Raw genomic sequence first — 17,903 nt, 5'->3', positions numbered from 1 at the left:
TGTGCTGCAGACTCTTCGCTGTGGCAGACGTTGTTAATAGGTTTGAGGTGTTGACGGACAAGCAGTGGGAGTTGCTTGCGCTGCTGTTGCCCAGTTCGGATGGGCTGCGGGGGCGGAAGTTCCAGAACAGCCGGCTCGTGGTGGAGGGGATGCTCTACCGGCTGCGTACCGGGCTCCCGTGGCGGGATCTACCTGCGCATTTCGGCCCCTGGAAGACGGTGTGGAAACGGCACCGACGCTACGCCGGGGATGGAACGTGGGATCGGGTACTCATAGCCCTGGCGGCGATGGCCGATGCCGGTGGCGACCTGGATTGGGCGGTGTCGGTGGATTCCACCGTGGTGCGGGTGCACCAGCACGGCGCCAACGCCGCGCGTGACACAGGGGGATCTACCGAATTACACGAATCTGCTTGACGAACCGGTCGATCACGGCATCGGCCGGTCCCGCGGCGGGCTGACCTGCAAAGTCCACCTGGCGTGCGATGGCGACGGACGTCCCTTGTCGGTGCTGGTGGGTCCTGGCCAGGCCGGCGACAGCCCGATGTTCGGCCCGCTCCTGGAGGGCATCTGCGTGCCGCGCACGGTGGCGGCGCACCCCGCACGCGCCCGGACGAGGTCCGTGCCGACAAGGCGTACACATCCAAGGCCAATCGAGAACTGCTACGCAGCAAGGGCATCAAGGCGGTCATTCCCGAGAAGTCCGATCAGGTGGCCAACCGCAAGAACAAGGGCAGCGCGGGCGGTCGGCCACCGAACTTCGATGCCGAGTCGTACAAGGGCCGCAACGTGGTGGAAAGGGCCTTCAACAAGGCAAAACAGTGGCGAGCGGTGGCAACCCGGTATGACAAGCTTGCCCTGACTTACCGGGCTGGATTCCTCCTCGCCGGCATCGTCGAATGGCTCAAACTATTGGGAGACATGCCCTAGTACTACAGTCGCGTTTATTTTGATCTTGTCGGTGTGTCGGCGCAGGTTCCGAGAGTCGCAGGATGCATGGTCCGTGTGTGGGCGATGATGTGTGCGTGGCTGAGGTGCGGGTGTGGGCGGAGGGGCTGGCGGAGATCGATGCCTTGATCGGGCATCGTTTCGCCAGGTCCGAGCCCCGCAAGCATGCGGTGGAATATGTGCGGGGGTTGCTCTCGGGCGAGGAGCGGAAGAATTCGTGGACCCTGTCCGAACGCGCGGGCGATCGATTGCCGGACGGGATGCAGCGACTGCTCTCGACGGCGGACTGGGATCCCGACGCGGTCCGCGACGACGTACGCGATTATGCGGTCGATCATCTTGCGGATCCGTCCGGTGTGTTGATTCTCGACGAGACCGGTTTCCTGAAGAAGGGCACCCGCTCGGCCGGGGTGGCCCGCCAGTACTCGGGCACCGCGGGCCGAGTCGAGAACTGCCAGATCGGGGTGTTCTTGACCTATGCCACTGCGGCGGGTCGAACGCTGATCGACCGAGAGTTGTACCTGCCCAAAGCCTGGACCGACGACCGTGACCGGTGCGCGCAGGCCGGGATCCCCGCCGAGCGCGAGTTCGCGACCAAACCCGAGCTGGCGATCGCGATGCTCGAACGCGCCGTCGCCGCCGGTGTGCCGGCACGATGGGTCACCGGAGATGCCGTATACGGGCAGGTGCACCGGCTCCGTGCCCGTTGCGAGGAACTCGGATTGTCCTACGTGCTGGCTACTTCGGTGAACCAACACGTCATCACCGTCGACGGCGCCGAGCTCCGTGCCGACGAGGCGATCGCGGCGTTGCCTGCCCAGGCGTGGCGGACCCGCTCGGCCGGTGACGGCGCGAAAGGCGAGCGACTCTACGACTGGGCGCGCACACCGGTGCGCGGGGTGAACTGGCCGACGACGGTGTACTGGCTCCTGGCCCGTCGCAGTCGCACCGACCCGGAGGATCTGGCGTACTACCTGTGCCACTGCCCGGCGCGCACCACCTTGACCGAATTGGTCACCGTCGCGGGAACACGTTGGGCGATAGAGGAAACCTTCCAGACCGCGAAGGGCCAGACGGGCCTCGACCACTACCAGGTTCGGCAGTACGCGGGCTGGTACCGACACATCACCCTCTCGATGCTCGCGCACACCTTCCTCACCGTCACCCGGTCAAAAAGGGGGCCCGAGAACCCGGCGACGACAGTGAGTTGATCGCACTGAGCGTGCCCGAGATCCGACGGTTGCTCTGCCACCTGATCTGGACGTATCTACCCGATCCCCGCCACGTCCTCGCACGCTCCCACTGGCGCCGCCGCCATCAACACCGAGCCCGGCAATGCCACTACCGAGCCCGCGGACACCTGCCCTAAACGCGACTGTAGTACTACCGGGGCTGCGCCCCAGCCCGACGAGTCGTGTGGTGGCGGCTGCGCTCCGGGGGCCCCGGCCGGTCGGGGTGATGACCCTGGTCGACGACGTCGATCGGGTGTATGAACCGTCGTAGCGGTTGGTTGGCCTGCCGGCCGCCCGATCGTCCGGAGCTCATCATGACCATACCGCGCAGCGTCGCCGACGTGCTCACCACGCACACGCTCTTCGACGTCGAGTGCATCGACCGGATGTACCTCAACGTCTACGTTCCCGGCCTGCAGTACGCTCCCGGCCTGGTCGCCTACGTGCATCGGCAGCTGGGATTGCCGGTCGCCTCCACCGCACCGCTGGCCAGGATCACCGACCGCTTCGCTGCGGCGGTGCACCGCTTCGCCGACACCGGGCACATCCCGTGGGTGGACTTCGCGAAGGGCCAGCGCAAGGACGACGTGATGCACGAGTACCTCGAGCAGTTCACCGCACCCGAGGGGGTGGTGTTCATTGGCCGGGCGCAGGAGAGGACACCACTGTTCCGCACGGAGAAACGACGCGACGCCGACGGCAAGAGTTATCCGTGGATCGTCAAGTCCACCGGCGTGGTCAACCATTACTACTTCTACTGCGTCGACGCCGACTTCGGCCCGTTCTTCCTCAAGTTCTGCTCGTACTTCCCCTACAACGCCAAACTCTGTATCAACGGCCACCACTGGGCCCAGCGTCAGGCCGCGAGGGCCGGGCTCGGGTTCACCGCGCTCGACAACGCCTTCGCCGCCGTCGATGACCCCGACGCGTTGCAGGCGATCTGCGATCGGCTGACCGGTCCACGGATCGACGCCCTCCTCCGGAAATGGCTGGCGATTCTGCCGGATCCGTTCACCGACGCCGATCGGGACGCCGGCTACCGCTACGACCTGTCGGTGTTGCAGGCGGAGTTCTCCCTGACCCAGATGCTCGACGCCCCGGTTTCCGGTCGGGTCTTCTTCGAACAGGTCATCCGCGACAATCTCGATCTCGGCCGCCCCGACCAGGTCACGTTGGTCTTCGACCGGCGGTTGATGCGCCGCGGCCCCCGTGCCACCCCCGGGCGATTCCGCACCCGGGTGATCACCGAGGGCGTCACCCCCAGCCTGCACGTCGATTACAAACACACCACCATCAAGCAGTACCACAAGGAGGGACGCGCCCTGCGCACCGAAACCACCATCAACGACACCCGCGATTTCCACCTCGGGAAACGACTGACACATCTGCCCGCCCTGCGGGAGATCGGCTTCCACGCCAACCGCCGCCTACTGCGCGTCCAACGACTCAGCCACGACCCGATCATCGGCGCCGACGCCCTCGCCGCCATCACCGCCCCCGTCATCACCACCACCGGCACCCGTGTCCCGGGACTACGGTTCGCCGATCAGCGCAGCCACGCCCTGCTCTCCGCACTGCTGGTCTTCCGGCTGCACCCGAACGGCTTCACCAACAAGGACCTGCGCACCCTCACCGGCGAGCTGCGTGGACTCGACCCGGACGAAGTGTCCGCCGGGCAGATGACCTACGACCTGCGCCGGCTGAAAACCCGCAGCCTCATCGTCCGGATCGAGGGCACCCACCGGTATCAGGTCACCGACCTCGGACTCGACACCGCGAAGTTCCTCACCTGTATCCACGATCGGGTCCTGCGCACCGGCCTGGCCGAACTCGCCGCTCCGACAACCACTCCCGGCCGCCTGCGATCAGCTGCCACCGCCTACCGCACCGCCGTCGATACCCTCACCGCCACAGCGCAACTCGCAGCCTGAAATATCAAGCAGTCGAACGTGACCCACACACCACAAACTTGACCCCAAAACCCGGCTACGCCGCTTCTAGCTACCTAGCTACCTAGTCGCTGTCATGTCCCGACAACATGTTATGCCACAATCTCATACCACAAGGGTGGATCCGGGCGACGACTGCGGGGCGTCCTCCGATTCCGGTCGGTTGATGGCCCGCAGTAGGAAGATCATATTCGCGATAAACTGAAGGCCGAAGGCAATGGCCGGAACCCAGAAGCCGAAGATCCCACTCCAAGCGAACGGTCCTGACCGGAAGAACGGCACGATCACAACCGGGGTGAACATTATCGGTGCCCAGATATTCACGTACCCCAGCCAACGAGGGAACAGCGGCTGTTGCCGCTTGTCGCTGAAGATGGCGTAAGCGAACGCGAAGTTCTGCACCATGAACGGGGTAAACGGCATAATCAGGAAGATCCAGCTCATGTCGTTGAGCATCATGGTCAACTCGGGCGAACGTTCCGGCCGGAACGCGGTGACAATGAACAGCAGTCCGGGCACCAGGAAGGTCAGGCACCCGAACGCGCCACCTGCCAGCTGGGTGTACACGACGGTGGAATGCATGCCGGGGATCCGACGCATCTGCCCGGAAAAGACGGCCGTGAATGACGCATAGAACATCGAGGCCGTCATGACCAGAACGGCGCCCATACGGATAGTGTTCGCATTCTCCCGGTAATGGGCGGCCACTTCGGCCTGCGACCACGACGTCGGCATCGGCGGCAGAAATCCCGCGATGAAAAAGCCGGTGAACATAAACAGGATGCAGGCCGGGCCGCTCCAGGCGCATACCTTCTGGATAGCAGTGTGGTTCGTCGCCACTATCACATCGGCGTCATTGTGTTTGAACATCATTTCTCCTAACTCATCGAAAAGACTTGGTACACAGCGTGATCAAGCCCACAGATACATGCCGACGACCGCCGTGCAGACAATCAGGCAGTAGCCGTCGAACAGACCGCGCAACGGCAGCGGGGCATCCCGCAGCTCCATGAAATACATGCCGATGAATCGGACCTTGATAAAGGCGACGAGCAGAATCGCGACGCCGATCAGTTCTCGGTAGGCGTCGGCACCGTGCGCGCTCTCGAAACCCAGCCACCACGACAGCACGGTCGCGGACACCAGTACCAACCACACGGCCGTTGCCGTGGTTCGTGCCAGCGCAGTCAATGTCGGAATCATCGCTACCTCACTAGATACAGCAATGGGAACAGAACGATCCACAGCAGATCGACCATGTGCCAGAAGCAGGCGCCACCTTCGAAGAAGGCGAATCGATGCTCGGTGATCTCGGGTTTACGTGCGAACACGTACAGCGTCACGAGTACTACCAATCCCACGATGAGGTGGAACCAGTGCAACCCGGTCAGCACGAAATAGAACATGAAGAAGTCATTGGTGGCCGGGGTGATCCCGTGACTCACTTTTTCGGCGTACTCCAAGACCTTCAACGCCGAGAAGAGTATTCCGCAAAAGATGGCACCGGCGATCAGGTGAGGCGCCAGCGGCATCCGTTTCCGCACCGCCCGGACAGCGAGCACAACCAGCAGTGAGCTCACCAGCAGCACCACCGTGTTGGCCGCACCGTAGTTCTGATTCAGTGCGACTTGCGACTGATCGAAAATCTCCGGCTTCTTCGCTCGGTAATAGAAGAAGGTGGCGAAGAGGACGGCGAAAATGACCATATCGCCGAATATGAAAACCCAGATGCCCACCTCACCTGGTACTTGGGGAACGGCACGAGGATGTTGCCGAGAATTTCTCGTTACTGTCGACATGTTGCTTCCGCTCGAGGGTCAGGGGTGTCTATTGTGTCCGCAGCCGTCTCGGAGGCGGCGTTCTTGGCGCGTCGGTACAGCAGCACGGTCCTAGATATGAATTGAATCACTATTAAGTATCCTGGCAGTCGACCGATTAGGTGTCAAGCGTCACTTTTTGTCATCTGTCGTCTCCGAGGTCATACCTCGTCTACCGCGGTGCGTCAGGTGCGTCTCCGCGGAAAGCTGCCGGGCGTCGTGTGCGGCGCTAGGCCGTTGAGGTAACCCGTGCGGCTGTTGGCCCACCTGCACACCGCGAAACCTGGAGGCACCCCAACAGCCCGCAGGGAACGCCCACCCATGCCCCCGAGCGGTGGCCCGTTGGTCCGGGCCGCACCCTGCTCGCCAAGGCCGGCGTCCTGATCCCCGTGTCGGATCTGTTCGGTGTCACCGGCCGCCAGAGGCTGGCCCGGGTGCCGCTCGGGGACGCGTACGCGCAGCGGGTGGTCTCGCTGCTCGAGCTGATCGACACTGGAGCCGTTGCACCACAACCACATAGCGAAACCGAATCACGTCGTTGGTCCTCGACGCGGTCTCGGGCCCAGACCAGCCTGCACCGGGCCGGGCCACCGTCAAGACCATTCGTCCTCGCTCACGCTGCGGGCGCTCTGTCTTGACCCCGGCCCTCACCCGGCACTGCCCGCATAGAGGCCGAAACCCGTAAAACTCGACCCTTGACAAGCCCGACACCTACAGGGATGACGACTTACGGTGATCGGAGGCCTATTAGCGGTCCGCCGACGCCACCAGGTTCGGCGACACCGCCCCCGGATCATTCGAGAGACAGGGGCAAGAAGTCATACCGAACATGGCGACCGAAGTCCCGCGGAACGAGACCACGAAGACGGCAACGGGGTGAATCCCGGCTTCCATCGCGTTGTCGGTGACCGGGCAGGACACCGGGTTCAGAAGGGTCCGAGGTTGCATTGCCAGATCGCCGCGATGATGTACAGAACCACGGCCAATGGGCAGTAGGGCATCGCCACCTCAGGCGCCGAAGATTCGGGGAGTCGGTGCCCGTGACACCGGGATTACCGCAACGGCGGGCTGTACGCGGCGTGGTCAGTGCTTTCCGGTCCAGGTGCGGGCCTGTCGGTGGGGTTCGGGTCGGTGTGGATGCGGTGTGCTCGGGCGTTTTCGTGGTCGACGATCGCGTTCTGTCACTGCAGGTCCGAGCATGCGCCGGAGGGTGCGCAGGGATCGGGAAACCCGAGCCGGGCGCCGATCTGCGCCCAGGAACCGCCCTGGGTGAGGGCGGCGGTGATCGCCTGGGCGAGGAGTTCCTCGGCTATCTCTCCGGGCGTGGCGAGAGTGCCGCGGTCGTCGTCTCGGTGCTGCTGCTGCGGCCGGTCCTTTCGGTAGGTGTGGACTGGCTGATCCGTCCGGGGATTGTCGCGAACCGCGGGCCGGTGCAGCGGCGATGTTCGCCGGCAGCGAAAGGGGGAGCGGAGGGACCGGTCCGCTGTGAGTCGACGGCGCTGACAGGCCAGTCGGTCTGAGAGAGCATCTGAAACTCGGTGATCGTCGGCGTGTGACGGATGGGAAACAAGTGAACTCCTGGAAGGTCAGTGAGTGCTTACGTCCCCGCCCTGCCAGGAGCTCACTTGCCATCATCGCTCATCGAGCTGTGCCCGTCATGCCCCACCCCGGATCACTCCAGGACACCGGTGCGCGGTGTACCCCTCATCGTCCATCGCCGATGTACAGTGGGTGCTCCGCGAACCCCTGCTCCCGCCTCCCGGCAACACCGGAGGCGGCGGTGGTCGACCCGAAAAGCACTGCCGCCGTCTGGTGCTCGACGCCATCTTCGACGTCGTGCGGGGCGGCATCGCGTGGCGGCAGCTGCCGGCGGAGTTCCCGCCCGCCACCACGGTGTACGCGATCTTCGCCCGGTGAGTCCGGGCGGGGGTGTGGCAACGGATCCACGACGCACTGCGCGATCGCGCCCGTGTGCGGGGCGGCCGCGATCCGCAGCCGTCGGCGGCGATCATCGACTCCCAATCGGTGCAGGGCGCCGACACCGTGCCCGGGTCGAGTCGTGGATACGATGCGAGGAAGAAAACGAACGGGCGCAAACGGCACATCGCTGTGGACTCGAACGGGCTGTTGCTGGCGGTTGTGGTGACGATGGCCGGTATTCAGGACCGGGACGGCGCGTTCCGGCTCCTGGCTGCGCTGCGCGCCCCCTGCTCGACGATCAGTTTGGTGTGGGCCGACGGCGGCTACGCCGGCAGGCTGATCGAGTGGTGTTCTGTCGCTGACTGTTCAGGTCGTCAAACGCGCCGACGACGCCAAGGGATTCAAGGTTCTTCCCCTCAGGTGGGTGGTCGAGAGAACGTTCGCGGGGATCTGTAAACACCGCCGCTGCGTCCGCAACTACGAGAAGCGGCCCGACATCACGAAGCTATAGTCTACATCGCCATGATCGCGACCACGTCACGCCGACTCTCTCGGATGGCCTGACCCGAACCGGAGCTTTCAGATGCACTCTGAGGAGTGCATCGACTCTGGCGTCACCGTCGGTTCCCGGATGGAGTTCGGCAAGGTCACCAGCTTCAGCAGCAACCACAGCACCGCCGATAACTTCGCTGGCCACCCGCCGTATATGGCACGGGGCCGATCTGTCGCATCGAGCTCCCGTTCCACATGGGATGGACTCCTCACGGGCACTGGATGGACTTTCGCAGTGTTCCGTCACCGCACATGCTCTCCGTCGAGCTGGAGAGCTGAACTCCCAGCTTCGCTGGCGACGAGGCGGACGGCCACATCGAAGACCTGCGAGCCGACGCCCGAGGGAGCGGAGGGCGCGGCCACCCAGCGCCTGCTAACGGAACACGTGGTGGTCGGTGGAGGCGGGTAGCTGGAAACCGGGGATCTCGTGGGCCGTCATCGGCCCGTGAGGTCCCCGGCTTGTCATCGGGGGCTCAGTCGACCTCGTTATCGACCTCTTTGAGGAATCCTCCGTTGAGCATGCGCTTGGCGTTCTGGACCAAGGTGTCGACAGACTCTCCGCGTGGCTGCCACCATTCGGTGGACCAATTGAGCGAACCGAGGATGAGCATGCGTGCGAGCCGCTCGTCGACGCCCGGCCGAAGTTGCCCGGCCGTTCGCACGTCCCGGAACAGCTTCCTCCACAGCACCGCGTATTTCTGCTGCTCGGCGAGTTGCCGATCGCGCAGCTCGATGGGCATCTGGGCGGCATTGCGAATCGCGGCCATTGTGTAGTCGGACTCGGTCAGAATGAAGCGTAGGTGCTGCTCCAGTGCGATGTTCAGGCGTTCCGCGGGTGACACGCTGCTCGCAGCTTTGAGGGCCTTGCGCACATGGTCGTGCAAGTGTGCCATTCCCTGCCAGATGACCTCTTCGATCAGGTCCTCGCGCGATTCGAAGTAGTAGTAAATTGCCGGTGCTTGACACTCGGCGCGGTCGGCGATATCGCTCAGGCGAGTTCCGGAGAAACCTTTGCGGCACAAAATGTGCGCCGTGGCATCCAAGATCCGGGCTCGGGTCTTGGCGGACTTGGTAGTCGCTAAGGGAGCGCTGCTGGCATTGTTCGTCGCTAGGCGTGGCACAAACCCGATTCTAACTGCCCTTCTACGGTCGTGCCTGCGACACCCTGGTTTTGTTGACGATCCCGGTCACATGCACCTATTATTTAGTCTGAATTAGATACTTCCGGGAATGTTGGTCCTCGTTCAGCTGGCCCGTAGCGCGCCGTGAAGTCGTGATGACGCGCGATGTGTTTCGTGTGCCGAACGATCCTCGAGTTTGGAGTGAGAAGAGAAGATGGTGGAATCGATGAGCTGGACGGTTGTCGGCGGGGCGTCGGGTGGTTTGGGTCGGGCCATCGCTCGTAGCCTGGCGGAGGATGGCCATGACGTCGTCGTGGCGTATCGAGGCAATCGTGCGGGGGCCGACGAGACGGCGGAGCTCGTCCGTTCGAGTGGTCGAAAGGCCATGATTGAGCAGGTTGATCTTGCGATTCCCGACGAGGCTCGGGCCTTTGCGAGCCGAGTCGCGGATGCCGGCGCCGTGCGAGGTGTCGTCTACGCGGCGGGCCCGGTGATTCCGATGTCGTTCATCGCCAAGACTGAGCTCGAGACCTTCTCACGCGTGATCGACAACGACCTCAAGAGCTGCTTCAACTTGGTGCAGCCTTTCCTGCCGATGCTCCGTGCTTCGTCGGGTGCAGTAACCGCCATCGTCACACCGGTGATCGAGCGGTACAGCAAGATGGACCTGATGTCGTCGGCCCCCAAGGCGGGGGTTCAGGCATTGATCAGGGGCATCGCCGGCGAAGAGGGGCGATTCGGTGTTCGCGCGAATGCTGTCGGCGCCGGCGTCATCGAGGGGGAGGGCATGTTCGACAAGTTGGTGAAATCGGGGGTCTTCACGGAACAGGGCCTGGCCTTGGCGAAGTCGGAGACGACCCTTGGTCGGTTCGGGGACGTGACTGACGTGGCCGAGGCAGTCCGATTCCTCATGTCAGATCGTGCCGGCTGGATTACCGGCCAGACTCTCAACGTCGATGGAGGGTACGGAGTCTGATCGCGATTCGCGTCGTGAGCATCCTCTGGTGCGCGATGCGTTCGAGTGTCACCGGTAAATCCCCGGCCGCGTCACACGGGACTCGGGTGGCTCGCGGTCGGGGGTGCGAAGACATGGCCCTCTTTTCGGGCAACACCGCGCCGACCCAAAGTGAGCGGCCAAGGTCCTCCGACGGCGACCGTGCGGGCATCGCTGGTCCTGATCGGGCGCGTCGAAGATGTGGTTCAGATCATCGACCACGCGGTATTGATCGCGTGGGGGGTTCGAACGAATGCTTCTGTTCGCCCAAAGTTTAATGTACAGTAAAATATCTCGGGAGCTTCCCCGGTCCGCCGGAGCCCCCGCGCGAGGAAAGGCTGCCTATGTCGGAGGAACTGCACGTGTCGGTGGATGAGCACGTCGCCGTGCTTACGGTCGATCGTCCGCTCGCCAATAACTCACTCGGAGGGTCTCTGCTGAGGGAACTCTTGGACGTCTCCGCCGAGCTCGAACGTGACGACAGCGTTCGCGTCATCGTCACGACCGCGAACGTCTCGGACGGCGCGACGGCGTGGAGCCCCGGCGTCGACTTTGCCCAGCTGGACGGCAAGCTCGGTCCCGGCGCGGACGCGGATGTCATGTTTTACGGCGGAGTGATGCAGGGTGATCACGCCTCGCTCGGGGTCTCGGCTCAAGCTCGACGTTTCGACCCGTTGGGGCCGGGCCGATGGATTCTTCAGATGCTTAACAACTTTCAGAAGCCCACCATCGCGGCCATCAATGGAGCCGTGGCTGGCGGAGGCATCGGATGGGCTGGCCTGCACACTTACCGCATTGCGGGCGAGTCGGTGAAGTTCAAAGCTGCGTTCGGCACACTTGGATTCGGCCCCGACATGGGAGCCAGTTATTTCGTCACCAAGCTGATGGGACAATCGGCGGCGACGGACTTCTTGCTGCGGGACCAGCCGATGTCGGCGGAAGATGCGCACCGTGCAGGCTTCGTCAACCAGGTGGTCCCTGACGGCCAGGTGCTGGAGCACGCGCTGAAGGTTGCCAAGGATCTAGCGCAGCTGCCACCACTCGGGTTGCGGGCGACGGTCCGTGCCTTGCGAGGTGCTGAGACGAATACCCTGGCCGAGCAGCTTGACCTGGAGTGGGACAACCAGCGCATTACCTTTGCCACCGAGGACGCTGCCGCGGCCTTCGAGGCATTCAAAACACGCACGAAGGGGACGTACGTCGGCCGTTGACCGGAGGTGATCCGGTCTTCATCCACGATTCGAAGGAACACCATGCAGGGCATTGAAGACATGGACGCCATCGTCGTACGATCGATCCGCGAGCGGCGCGCCGAGCCGTCCCGCGACGAAGTGCCGACGGCGCCGAGCATGCGCATCCCCAAGTTCAGCGCTGCTGCAGGCGCCGGCATACGGGATGCGGGATGCGGAACTCTCCGGTATTTGTTTGACCCGTCGAGGCCTCAACCGGGTAGATTCCAGGAGTCCTCGCGTGAATGAGGGATTCGTAAAGTCGCCATCTGAAAGGGTCGGCCGAGGGGCAGGGGACGGCGAGGACCTGGAGGGAATCGGCCCGGTACCAACGATCGCCTGGGGACCCTTGCTCGGTCAAGCGACAACTGTGGCAGAGCAGGACGTCCCGGGCGATCTCGTCGATAGACGACGCGCGGTCCGTGATCTCGGTCGGGCGCTCCGCGCCCTCGGGACCGACTCGGTCATGTCGGAGGTACCTACCAAGATCCTCTGCCAGGCGAGGCTTCTGGTCGCCGAGGCCACCTCGATCCTAGGCGCGACGAGCCGGCAGGCCGGTGTGCCCTCCTCGGTTGACGACCCGTACAACGGCGTACGAATGTTCTCACCAATGACCGGGGAGGGGAGTCCATTCGTTGCTCCGTTATCGTTCGAGACTGTCGACGGCGTGGCCAGCGCCACCTGTACGTTCGGTGAGGCATTCGAAGGCCCGCCGCACCACGTACATGGCGGGATCTCGGCAATGCTGATGGATCACGCGCTGGGGCACGTCGTGGCAGACTCAGGCAAACCGGGCCTGACCCGGAAGCTCGTCGTCCAATACTTGCGCCCCGTCCCCTCCGGGGTGGAGCTGCTCGTGCGCGGGCGAGTGGTCGCCAGCGGGGACGGCGATGTCTTCGCTCAGGCGTGGATAGCCGCCGCTGCTGAGCCGGGGACGCGACTGGTGACGGCGGACGGGCACTTCCGCCTGCTGCGCCCGGAGCAGGCGGCGAAGCTTATGAAGCAGTTCGCCTGACTGGAATCGACTGGCTTCTGCTTCTTGCGAGCAGAATGACCGGGACCTCCGCAGGATGCCCGCACAACTGGCCTTCGGCGTCGAAAGCATTACCGGACATCCGGTGGCACGCCTCGCCGTGCCACCGGTCCTCGGGGCCACGAGACGATCTCGAAGATTGCAGACGTCGTCTCGCTCAGGGAAAGCCAGGCCTGGCTCTAGCGACTGCTCGAAGAGTCTGCGCCGAACCGGCCAATCCGGTGGCGGTCGGCACGGGTTGCCTCGATCGCCTCCGTGAGGCCGGTGCGCCCCTCACTGCGGGGATCCACACGTCTCCGGACGCCGGCGTCCTGCACGAAGGTCAACATAGCTACGAATGCACGGTGTGGCCGACATCGCGATCGGAAACCGGCTGAGTCGCCTCGTGCTGCGGGATGTGGCGCTTCCTGCGTCTGACCACCGACTGCGACCCGGGCGTACCTTCGCCGAGCAGATAGACGGTGTGATGTGCACGGCGCACCCCCAGATGCTGAAGGGAAGCCTCGAAAGAATTTGGCTGGCGGTTGCCGGCCGCTCCGGAACCCAGCGACAGAACTGTCGGGACACAGCACCCAGCTACGACTTGTCCGTGCGCTTCCAGACCCGGCATCGGGCGGTGAAGGTCCTCGGAGTCGACGACTTCGCCCTTCGACGACGGCACCGGTCCGGGATCGTCCTGATCGACATGGCCACCGCCCTCCCCGGCGACGTCCTCACCGACAGGAAGGTCGATTACCTTCGCCGACTGGCCGACCGCGTGCCCGGGCACGACCGTGGTGCCGTGTTGGCGCCGGCGCTTGCGTCGAAGGGGCGCGCACGGGGGCGCCCGACGCGATCGAGGTCGCCGAAAACTGACAGCTGTGGCATAACCTGGCCGAAGCCGCGCGGAAAACATTGCCGCTCAAAGCGTTTGTCTCCGACTCAGGGCTGCAGACGATCCCGAACGGCACACCGAACTCACCGCCGCGGAGGACTTCCGGCGGACCGCCGAACAAGCGTTGACCGCGCGCCGCGAGCAATCCGTCCTCGTCGCCTCCACCCAGCGCCGCTATGAAAGCGGTTTCCGCGCTCGAGGCCCAGGGCAAGTGGATCAAACCGATCCAACGGGGCTCGGGCGCGCTGAGGAGAACCGTGCGTCGGCCGTTTGGCAGCGTCGCCAACTGCTGGCCGCCCCGCAGGCCGGTCGGCACTCGGGTTGGACGAGTCCACCGTACATCTGCACGGGCGAAAATCCCGAACGTTCGGCGCGTCGCCTCGCGGATCCTGCACCGACCTGAGGGCATCACCGACGACGAGCAGCAAGTCCTCGCCAACTGCCAGCACCTTGAGACCACCGCCGCGTTCGTACCTCGTTCGCCCGAGATGCTGACCAGCACACGGCGACCGTGTCAACCTTGGAAGGCGGCCGTCTCCTCGAACGATCTGCCGAACCTGCATCGATTCGTCCGGGGGATCGGACGCGACCGAGCCGCGGTCCTCAACGGGCTGACCACCTGCCCGACAACTCCGGCGCTGTCGAGGGAAACGTAAATCGAATCAAAACGCGCGAGCGGCAGAGGGATGGACGCGCCGGATTCGACCTCCCACACATGCGAATACACCTCAGCCACTGACATACTCAGGAACCATCACGGAGAATGAGCCAGAGCCATTCGAACCTGACACACGCACGCGGCCGCAGTCGCGCCTTGGAGTTTCCCGGGAGCGGTTGCAGCGACCAAGCCGTGGCCACATTGCTGTGACCGTCCATGACATCGAGGTGAAACGCCACCCGTGACTGTCAGAGTCTGAGTTCATCGATGGCGCTCACGACCGCAGTCGTGGACGTTGCGCCATTGTCGGCTGCAGCACCGGACTCGGTCCCTCATCCTAGCCTTCGGCAACCCGGCTTGTTGTGTCAAAAAATCAGAGCAGCAATGACTTACGCAAAATTCTCGACTGTCACGGCTGCCCCCCGATCGTGCGTGTACATCAATGCCGCCGGCCGACCGTGTGTAACTCGGGGAGCTCTCACCACCCTCGCCCGACGCAGCTAGTTTCACGTCCGGTCGGCGGCCGCGTTGACCTCCTACACCGGTCCCGGAGAGGGGCTTCATCGGCGTCCTCCGCTCCCGGCTCTCCCGGCCCGGCAATCGGCAACTTGTACCGAGCCCTGCACACCACGGTCATCACCTCGTACTGTCGGACACGGTCGGTCGTGGTTACACGTGCTACCGCGCTGTGGGCACGAGTCGCCAGGACACGTTGCGCTGCTTGAAGACGGTTCCACCCTCTGCGGTGGCGGGCCGGGAGGACCCTCGGGGACGACTCCGAATCTATTATCCTGCCCGGCCCGCGGACACCCCACGCGTCGGTACGTCGGACCAGTCACGTCTTCCTCGTTTGAGGAAGACTGTGCGCATCACGCGTCCTCGAGCTCCACAGGCGAGGCAGCGCGTTCGAGAACTTCGACGGTTCCAGAATTGCCGTTAACGCGAATACGGTCGCCCGTCTTGATGGTGCGGCTTCCGCTCCGGGTGTTCACGACGCACGGCACCCGAAGCTCGCGGGCCACGACCGCTGCATGGCTAAGTGCTCCGCCGATGTCCACGACAAGGGCGGACGAGATGAACATCACCGAGGACCAACTCGGGTCGGTCGTCGGAGTCACTAGAACCTCGCCAGGTTGAACCGCGGCGAAATCAGGCTCGTAAAGGACACGCGCGATTCCCTCGACGACTCCTGCGCTAACACCGATGCCTTCAAGAGTCATCGCTCCCTCGGCGGTCAGACCGTCATCGGCGCCGACCGGCGTCGCCTCCGGCATGCCCTTCCACTCGCTCGGGATCGACAGCGCTGCGTAAGCATCCCGTCGCTCGCGCCGTTTCCGCACAAGCGACTTAACGTCGCTAGGTGTGTTTTCGACTTCTGCCGCGGTCAAGTAAAAGATGTCGTCGGTGTGCTCCAGAGTGCCCGCTTCAACGAGCAGTGCGCCAAGGCGCCGCGCGGATGCCCGGGTTCCATCGAGACCTTGCACCAACGACCGCTTTGCCGCACCGCGCAGCGGAATCCGTGTCGCTGCGAGTTTCAGCAGGAACCGAACGGCTGGTCTTTGCCATCTCGGCGTCGCAGCAAGCAGCTGTCGCGCCGCCATACCGGCCGCGATGTGGTGATCCGCCTCGCGAAGGCGAGGATCCTCATCGTCGTCTTGGAGGGCATAGGTCTCGATCAGTGTGCGCAGCGGCTCGGGATTCTCACGCCACACAACACTCGATATTTCGCCCTCCGACGGACCGTGCATTCCATGCCGCGCGACGACCTCGTCAAAGCGGAGCTCGTTGCGTGACGCCTTCCAGACGTCGGTGACGAGTCCCGAGACCTCAGCCCCACCGGAGCCGCTCAATGCCGAGATATCCACTCCAGCACGCTTGGTCAGTCGTTCAAGAATGTCGTACACCGGAACGATGCCTGCAAGGGAGCCGACGACCTGGGTCTCCAGGGCTCGGTCGAAGTGCCGTGTGGCGACGCGGAAGTTTTCGGTCGCCTCGGCTACCGTCAACGCTTTGGACACGCGCTGAAGATGCGGTGCGTACCAGGCGTCGACCGCTTTGACGGTCTCCCGGATCTCCTTGGTAACGGTCATGAATGTCCAGGGGAATCTGCCGGCGATAATGGGCCATCGACGACGTGTGGGATTCGCCTGCCAACCGTCGGGAACACGACCAAGGATGGATATGACGATGTCCTCGCTTGAAGTTCCAGGCATACGGTCGCCCATTGTGCCCATGTATTCGACCTGGATGGTGGGGCGGCCATAGAACACACGGAAGTAGTGGCGGTCGGCGTCATCAGTGAATTCCGACTCTGCCCGAGACAGAACTCCGATTCGGAATGCGGCCTTCAATGCGGCCTTCTCGAGCGTCCGGTGCCACAGCGTCCAGTTCAGGGGAGTTAGAACCCCGGGCATCGCCTCGCCGAGGTTAGACGTGGTCCAATGAAGGTTCGGAGTGCTCGACGAGTGCAGCGGATCCCATCGTTGGGGTGTGGTGAGGTCCGAGTCGTTACCGGATTGGGACTGCTTAACCGGGGGGACGGGTTGCGATGCCCAGACGGTTTCCGGCCTCGCCTGCAGGAGCTGCACCTGTGAGGACGGTCCGGACCCGGCAATTGCCCACTCGACGTCCATCGGGGCGCCGAAGGCCGTCTCGATCTCTCGTCCGAGTTCGGCGATCCTGCACACTTCCTCGTTGCTGAGGGACCAGTCCGCACGCTCGCCGGGCGAGACTTCTACCTTGCGAACCTGCTGACTCGCCTCATCGAAGCGGTACGCAATCTGCTTATCCCCGATGACGCGCTTGCGCAACCCAAGAGTTTTCTTGTCGACCCAGAAGGAGTCCGGCGTGACCTCCCCGGCTACGACGGCTTCGCCGAGCCCGTAGTTCGATTCGATGTACAGCGCGTCGCGGTCACCGTTGGCCGGATCGAGGGTCATCATGACTCCTGCCGCACGAGCTTGTACCATCTCCTGAACGACCACCGCCATGGCTACATCCTCAGGCGGAACTCCCAAGCGGGCCCGATAGGCGATGACACGCGGGCTGAAGAGGCTTGCCAGCACCGTACGATATGGGTAATAACCTGGTCTGCCCCCTGCACCCAGAGATAGGTGTCCTGCTGTCCAGCGAAAGAGGCGTCTGCACGATCCTCGGCGATCGCGCTGGACCGCACGGCGACGGGAGTCGGGGACAAGCCCAGCCCGCGGTATGCATCTTCGATAGTCGTGCGAAGCTCATCACTGATGAGCGCTTCCGTGAAGAGCGCGGAAATCACCTCAGACACGGCTGTGAGATCGCCCTCGGGGTCGGCTCCGCGAAGAGCGCTCTCGATGTGCTCGTTGATGCCCGCAGCCTTCACCGCCGCCCGGTACGCGTCGGTTGTAACGACGAAACCCGGAGGTACGGTCATGCCCGACCGCATAAGCGCTCCGAGTCCCAGCGCCTTGCCCCCGACCTCCGATGCGACATCCTCTCCGCACTTCTCGAGCGGCATCACTGCGATGACGTCCATGAACCTCTGCCTTCTGTCTGAGTTAACGATTGAAAATGTCGTCGCGCGGTGACGTAAATTCAC

General features: G+C 63.8%; 14 protein-coding genes and 3 pseudogenes. 10 read left to right on the top strand and 7 right to left on the bottom strand.

Features of this window, described 5'->3' with window-relative positions; genetic code table 11:
* The first annotated feature begins 20 nt into the window (after positions 1–20).
* The 3 genes and pseudogenes from JWS14_RS41080 (at position 21) to JWS14_RS41070 (ending at position 4,110) form a co-directional block, all read left to right on the top strand.
* Positions 21–929: pseudogene (locus JWS14_RS41080) on the top strand (IS5 family transposase).
* 62 nt (positions 930–991) lie between these two features.
* Positions 992–2,158: an IS701 family transposase gene (locus JWS14_RS41075; RefSeq protein ID WP_420855162.1), complete on the top strand. Its 1,167-nt coding sequence runs from the start codon at positions 992–994 to the stop codon at positions 2,156–2,158.
* 335 nt (positions 2,159–2,493) lie between these two features.
* Positions 2,494–4,110, top strand: a complete 1,617-nt coding sequence (locus tag JWS14_RS41070; protein WP_206012473.1) for a hypothetical protein — start codon at positions 2,494–2,496, stop codon at positions 4,108–4,110.
* A gap of 123 nt (positions 4,111–4,233) precedes the next feature.
* Here JWS14_RS41070 and JWS14_RS41065 read toward each other — a convergent pair whose 3' ends face one another.
* Genes JWS14_RS41065 through JWS14_RS41055 form a run of 3 tightly spaced genes read right to left on the bottom strand, consistent with a single transcriptional unit; the run spans position 4,234 to position 5,864 of the window.
* Entirely contained in the window at positions 4,234–5,001 is a 768-nt protein-coding gene (locus JWS14_RS41065) for a hypothetical protein (protein WP_206016323.1), read from the bottom strand.
* 39 nt (positions 5,002–5,040) lie between these two features.
* Positions 5,041–5,331 carry a cytochrome C oxidase subunit IV family protein gene (locus tag JWS14_RS41060; RefSeq protein ID WP_206016322.1) on the bottom strand — a complete coding sequence of 97 codons (291 nt, stop codon included), beginning with the start codon at positions 5,329–5,331 and terminating at the stop codon, positions 5,041–5,043.
* A 2-nt stretch (positions 5,332–5,333) separates the two neighbouring features.
* Positions 5,334–5,864 (bottom strand): cytochrome c oxidase subunit 3, encoded by a 531-nt coding sequence (locus tag JWS14_RS41055; protein ID WP_241031723.1) that lies wholly within the window; start codon positions 5,862–5,864, stop codon positions 5,334–5,336.
* 440 nt (positions 5,865–6,304) lie between these two features.
* Here JWS14_RS41055 and JWS14_RS52270 point away from each other — a divergent pair.
* The 4 genes and pseudogenes from JWS14_RS52270 to JWS14_RS51950 all read left to right on the top strand — a co-directional run.
* Positions 6,305–6,436, top strand: a pseudogene (locus JWS14_RS52270) (IS110 family RNA-guided transposase); the annotation flags it as partial.
* 669 nt (positions 6,437–7,105) lie between these two features.
* Entirely contained in the window at positions 7,106–7,465 is a 360-nt protein-coding gene (locus JWS14_RS41050) for a hypothetical protein (RefSeq protein WP_206016320.1), read from the top strand.
* Between the two features lie 73 nt (positions 7,466–7,538).
* The gene (locus JWS14_RS51955) at positions 7,539–7,862 is read left to right on the top strand and encodes a transposase (RefSeq protein WP_420855161.1); all 324 of its coding nucleotides are present in this window, start codon (positions 7,539–7,541) and stop codon (positions 7,860–7,862) included.
* 12 nt (positions 7,863–7,874) lie between these two features.
* The gene (locus JWS14_RS51950; protein WP_420855160.1) at positions 7,875–8,321 is read left to right on the top strand and encodes a transposase; all 447 of its coding nucleotides are present in this window, start codon (positions 7,875–7,877) and stop codon (positions 8,319–8,321) included.
* Positions 8,322–8,890: 569 nt separating this feature from the next.
* On the opposite strand, the gene JWS14_RS41040 is transcribed toward JWS14_RS51950, so the two are convergent.
* The gene (locus JWS14_RS41040; protein WP_206032248.1) at positions 8,891–9,460 is read right to left on the bottom strand and encodes a TetR/AcrR family transcriptional regulator; all 570 of its coding nucleotides are present in this window, start codon (positions 9,458–9,460) and stop codon (positions 8,891–8,893) included.
* 292 nt (positions 9,461–9,752) lie between these two features.
* Between JWS14_RS41040 and JWS14_RS41035 the strand changes: the two genes are divergently transcribed.
* The 3 genes from JWS14_RS41035 to JWS14_RS51555 all read left to right on the top strand — a co-directional run bounded on the left by JWS14_RS41035 (position 9,753) and on the right by JWS14_RS51555 (position 12,776).
* Positions 9,753–10,514, top strand: a complete 762-nt coding sequence (locus JWS14_RS41035) for an SDR family NAD(P)-dependent oxidoreductase (protein WP_105417956.1) — start codon at positions 9,753–9,755, stop codon at positions 10,512–10,514.
* A gap of 362 nt (positions 10,515–10,876) precedes the next feature.
* A complete protein-coding gene (locus tag JWS14_RS41030) occupies positions 10,877–11,743 on the top strand; it encodes an enoyl-CoA hydratase/isomerase family protein (RefSeq protein WP_141471507.1) in 867 nt (288 codons plus the stop codon).
* 184 nt (positions 11,744–11,927) lie between these two features.
* A complete protein-coding gene (locus JWS14_RS51555) occupies positions 11,928–12,776 on the top strand; it encodes a PaaI family thioesterase (protein WP_338051618.1) in 849 nt (282 codons plus the stop codon).
* Positions 12,777–13,125: 349 nt separating this feature from the next.
* Here JWS14_RS51555 and JWS14_RS41020 read toward each other — a convergent pair whose 3' ends face one another.
* The 3 genes and pseudogenes from JWS14_RS41020 to JWS14_RS50610 all read right to left on the bottom strand — a co-directional run.
* Positions 13,126–13,563, bottom strand: a complete 438-nt coding sequence (locus JWS14_RS41020; protein ID WP_206016318.1) for a hypothetical protein — start codon at positions 13,561–13,563, stop codon at positions 13,126–13,128.
* Positions 13,564–15,195: 1,632 nt separating this feature from the next.
* Complete coding sequence (locus JWS14_RS50615; RefSeq protein WP_241031842.1) at positions 15,196–15,408, bottom strand: PEP-utilizing enzyme; 213 nt, start codon at positions 15,406–15,408, stop codon at positions 15,196–15,198.
* Positions 15,409–16,908: 1,500 nt separating this feature from the next.
* Positions 16,909–17,738 (bottom strand): annotated as a pseudogene (locus tag JWS14_RS50610) (PEP/pyruvate-binding domain-containing protein); the annotation flags it as partial.
* Positions 17,739–17,903: the final 165 nt, after the last annotated feature.

Source organism: Rhodococcus koreensis, assembly GCF_017068375.1.
Lineage (GTDB): Bacteria > Actinomycetota > Actinomycetes > Mycobacteriales > Mycobacteriaceae > Rhodococcus_F > Rhodococcus_F koreensis.
Note: the sequence above shows the minus strand (reverse complement) of the source record. Positions and strands in the feature narration are given on the sequence as shown.

What these genes read in the sequence shown, in the direction of transcription:
- JWS14_RS41065 (WP_206016323.1), bottom strand. Translation starts at nt 5,001, where the DNA reads ATGATGTTCAAACACAATGACGCCGATGTGATAGTGGCGACGAACCAC.
- JWS14_RS41060 (WP_206016322.1), bottom strand. Translation starts at nt 5,331, where the DNA reads ATGATTCCGACATTGACTGCGCTGGCACGAACCACGGCAACGGCCGTG.
- JWS14_RS51555 (WP_338051618.1), top strand. Translation starts at nt 11,928, where the DNA reads ATGCGGGATGCGGAACTCTCCGGTATTTGTTTGACCCGTCGAGGCCTC.
- JWS14_RS41035 (WP_105417956.1), top strand. Translation starts at nt 9,753, where the DNA reads ATGGTGGAATCGATGAGCTGGACGGTTGTCGGCGGGGCGTCGGGTGGT.
- JWS14_RS41075 (WP_420855162.1), top strand. Translation starts at nt 992, where the DNA reads ATGCATGGTCCGTGTGTGGGCGATGATGTGTGCGTGGCTGAGGTGCGG.
- JWS14_RS50615 (WP_241031842.1), bottom strand. Translation starts at nt 15,408, where the DNA reads ATGTTCATCTCGTCCGCCCTTGTCGTGGACATCGGCGGAGCACTTAGC.
- JWS14_RS41030 (WP_141471507.1), top strand. Translation starts at nt 10,877, where the DNA reads ATGTCGGAGGAACTGCACGTGTCGGTGGATGAGCACGTCGCCGTGCTT.
- JWS14_RS41070 (WP_206012473.1), top strand. Translation starts at nt 2,494, where the DNA reads ATGACCATACCGCGCAGCGTCGCCGACGTGCTCACCACGCACACGCTC.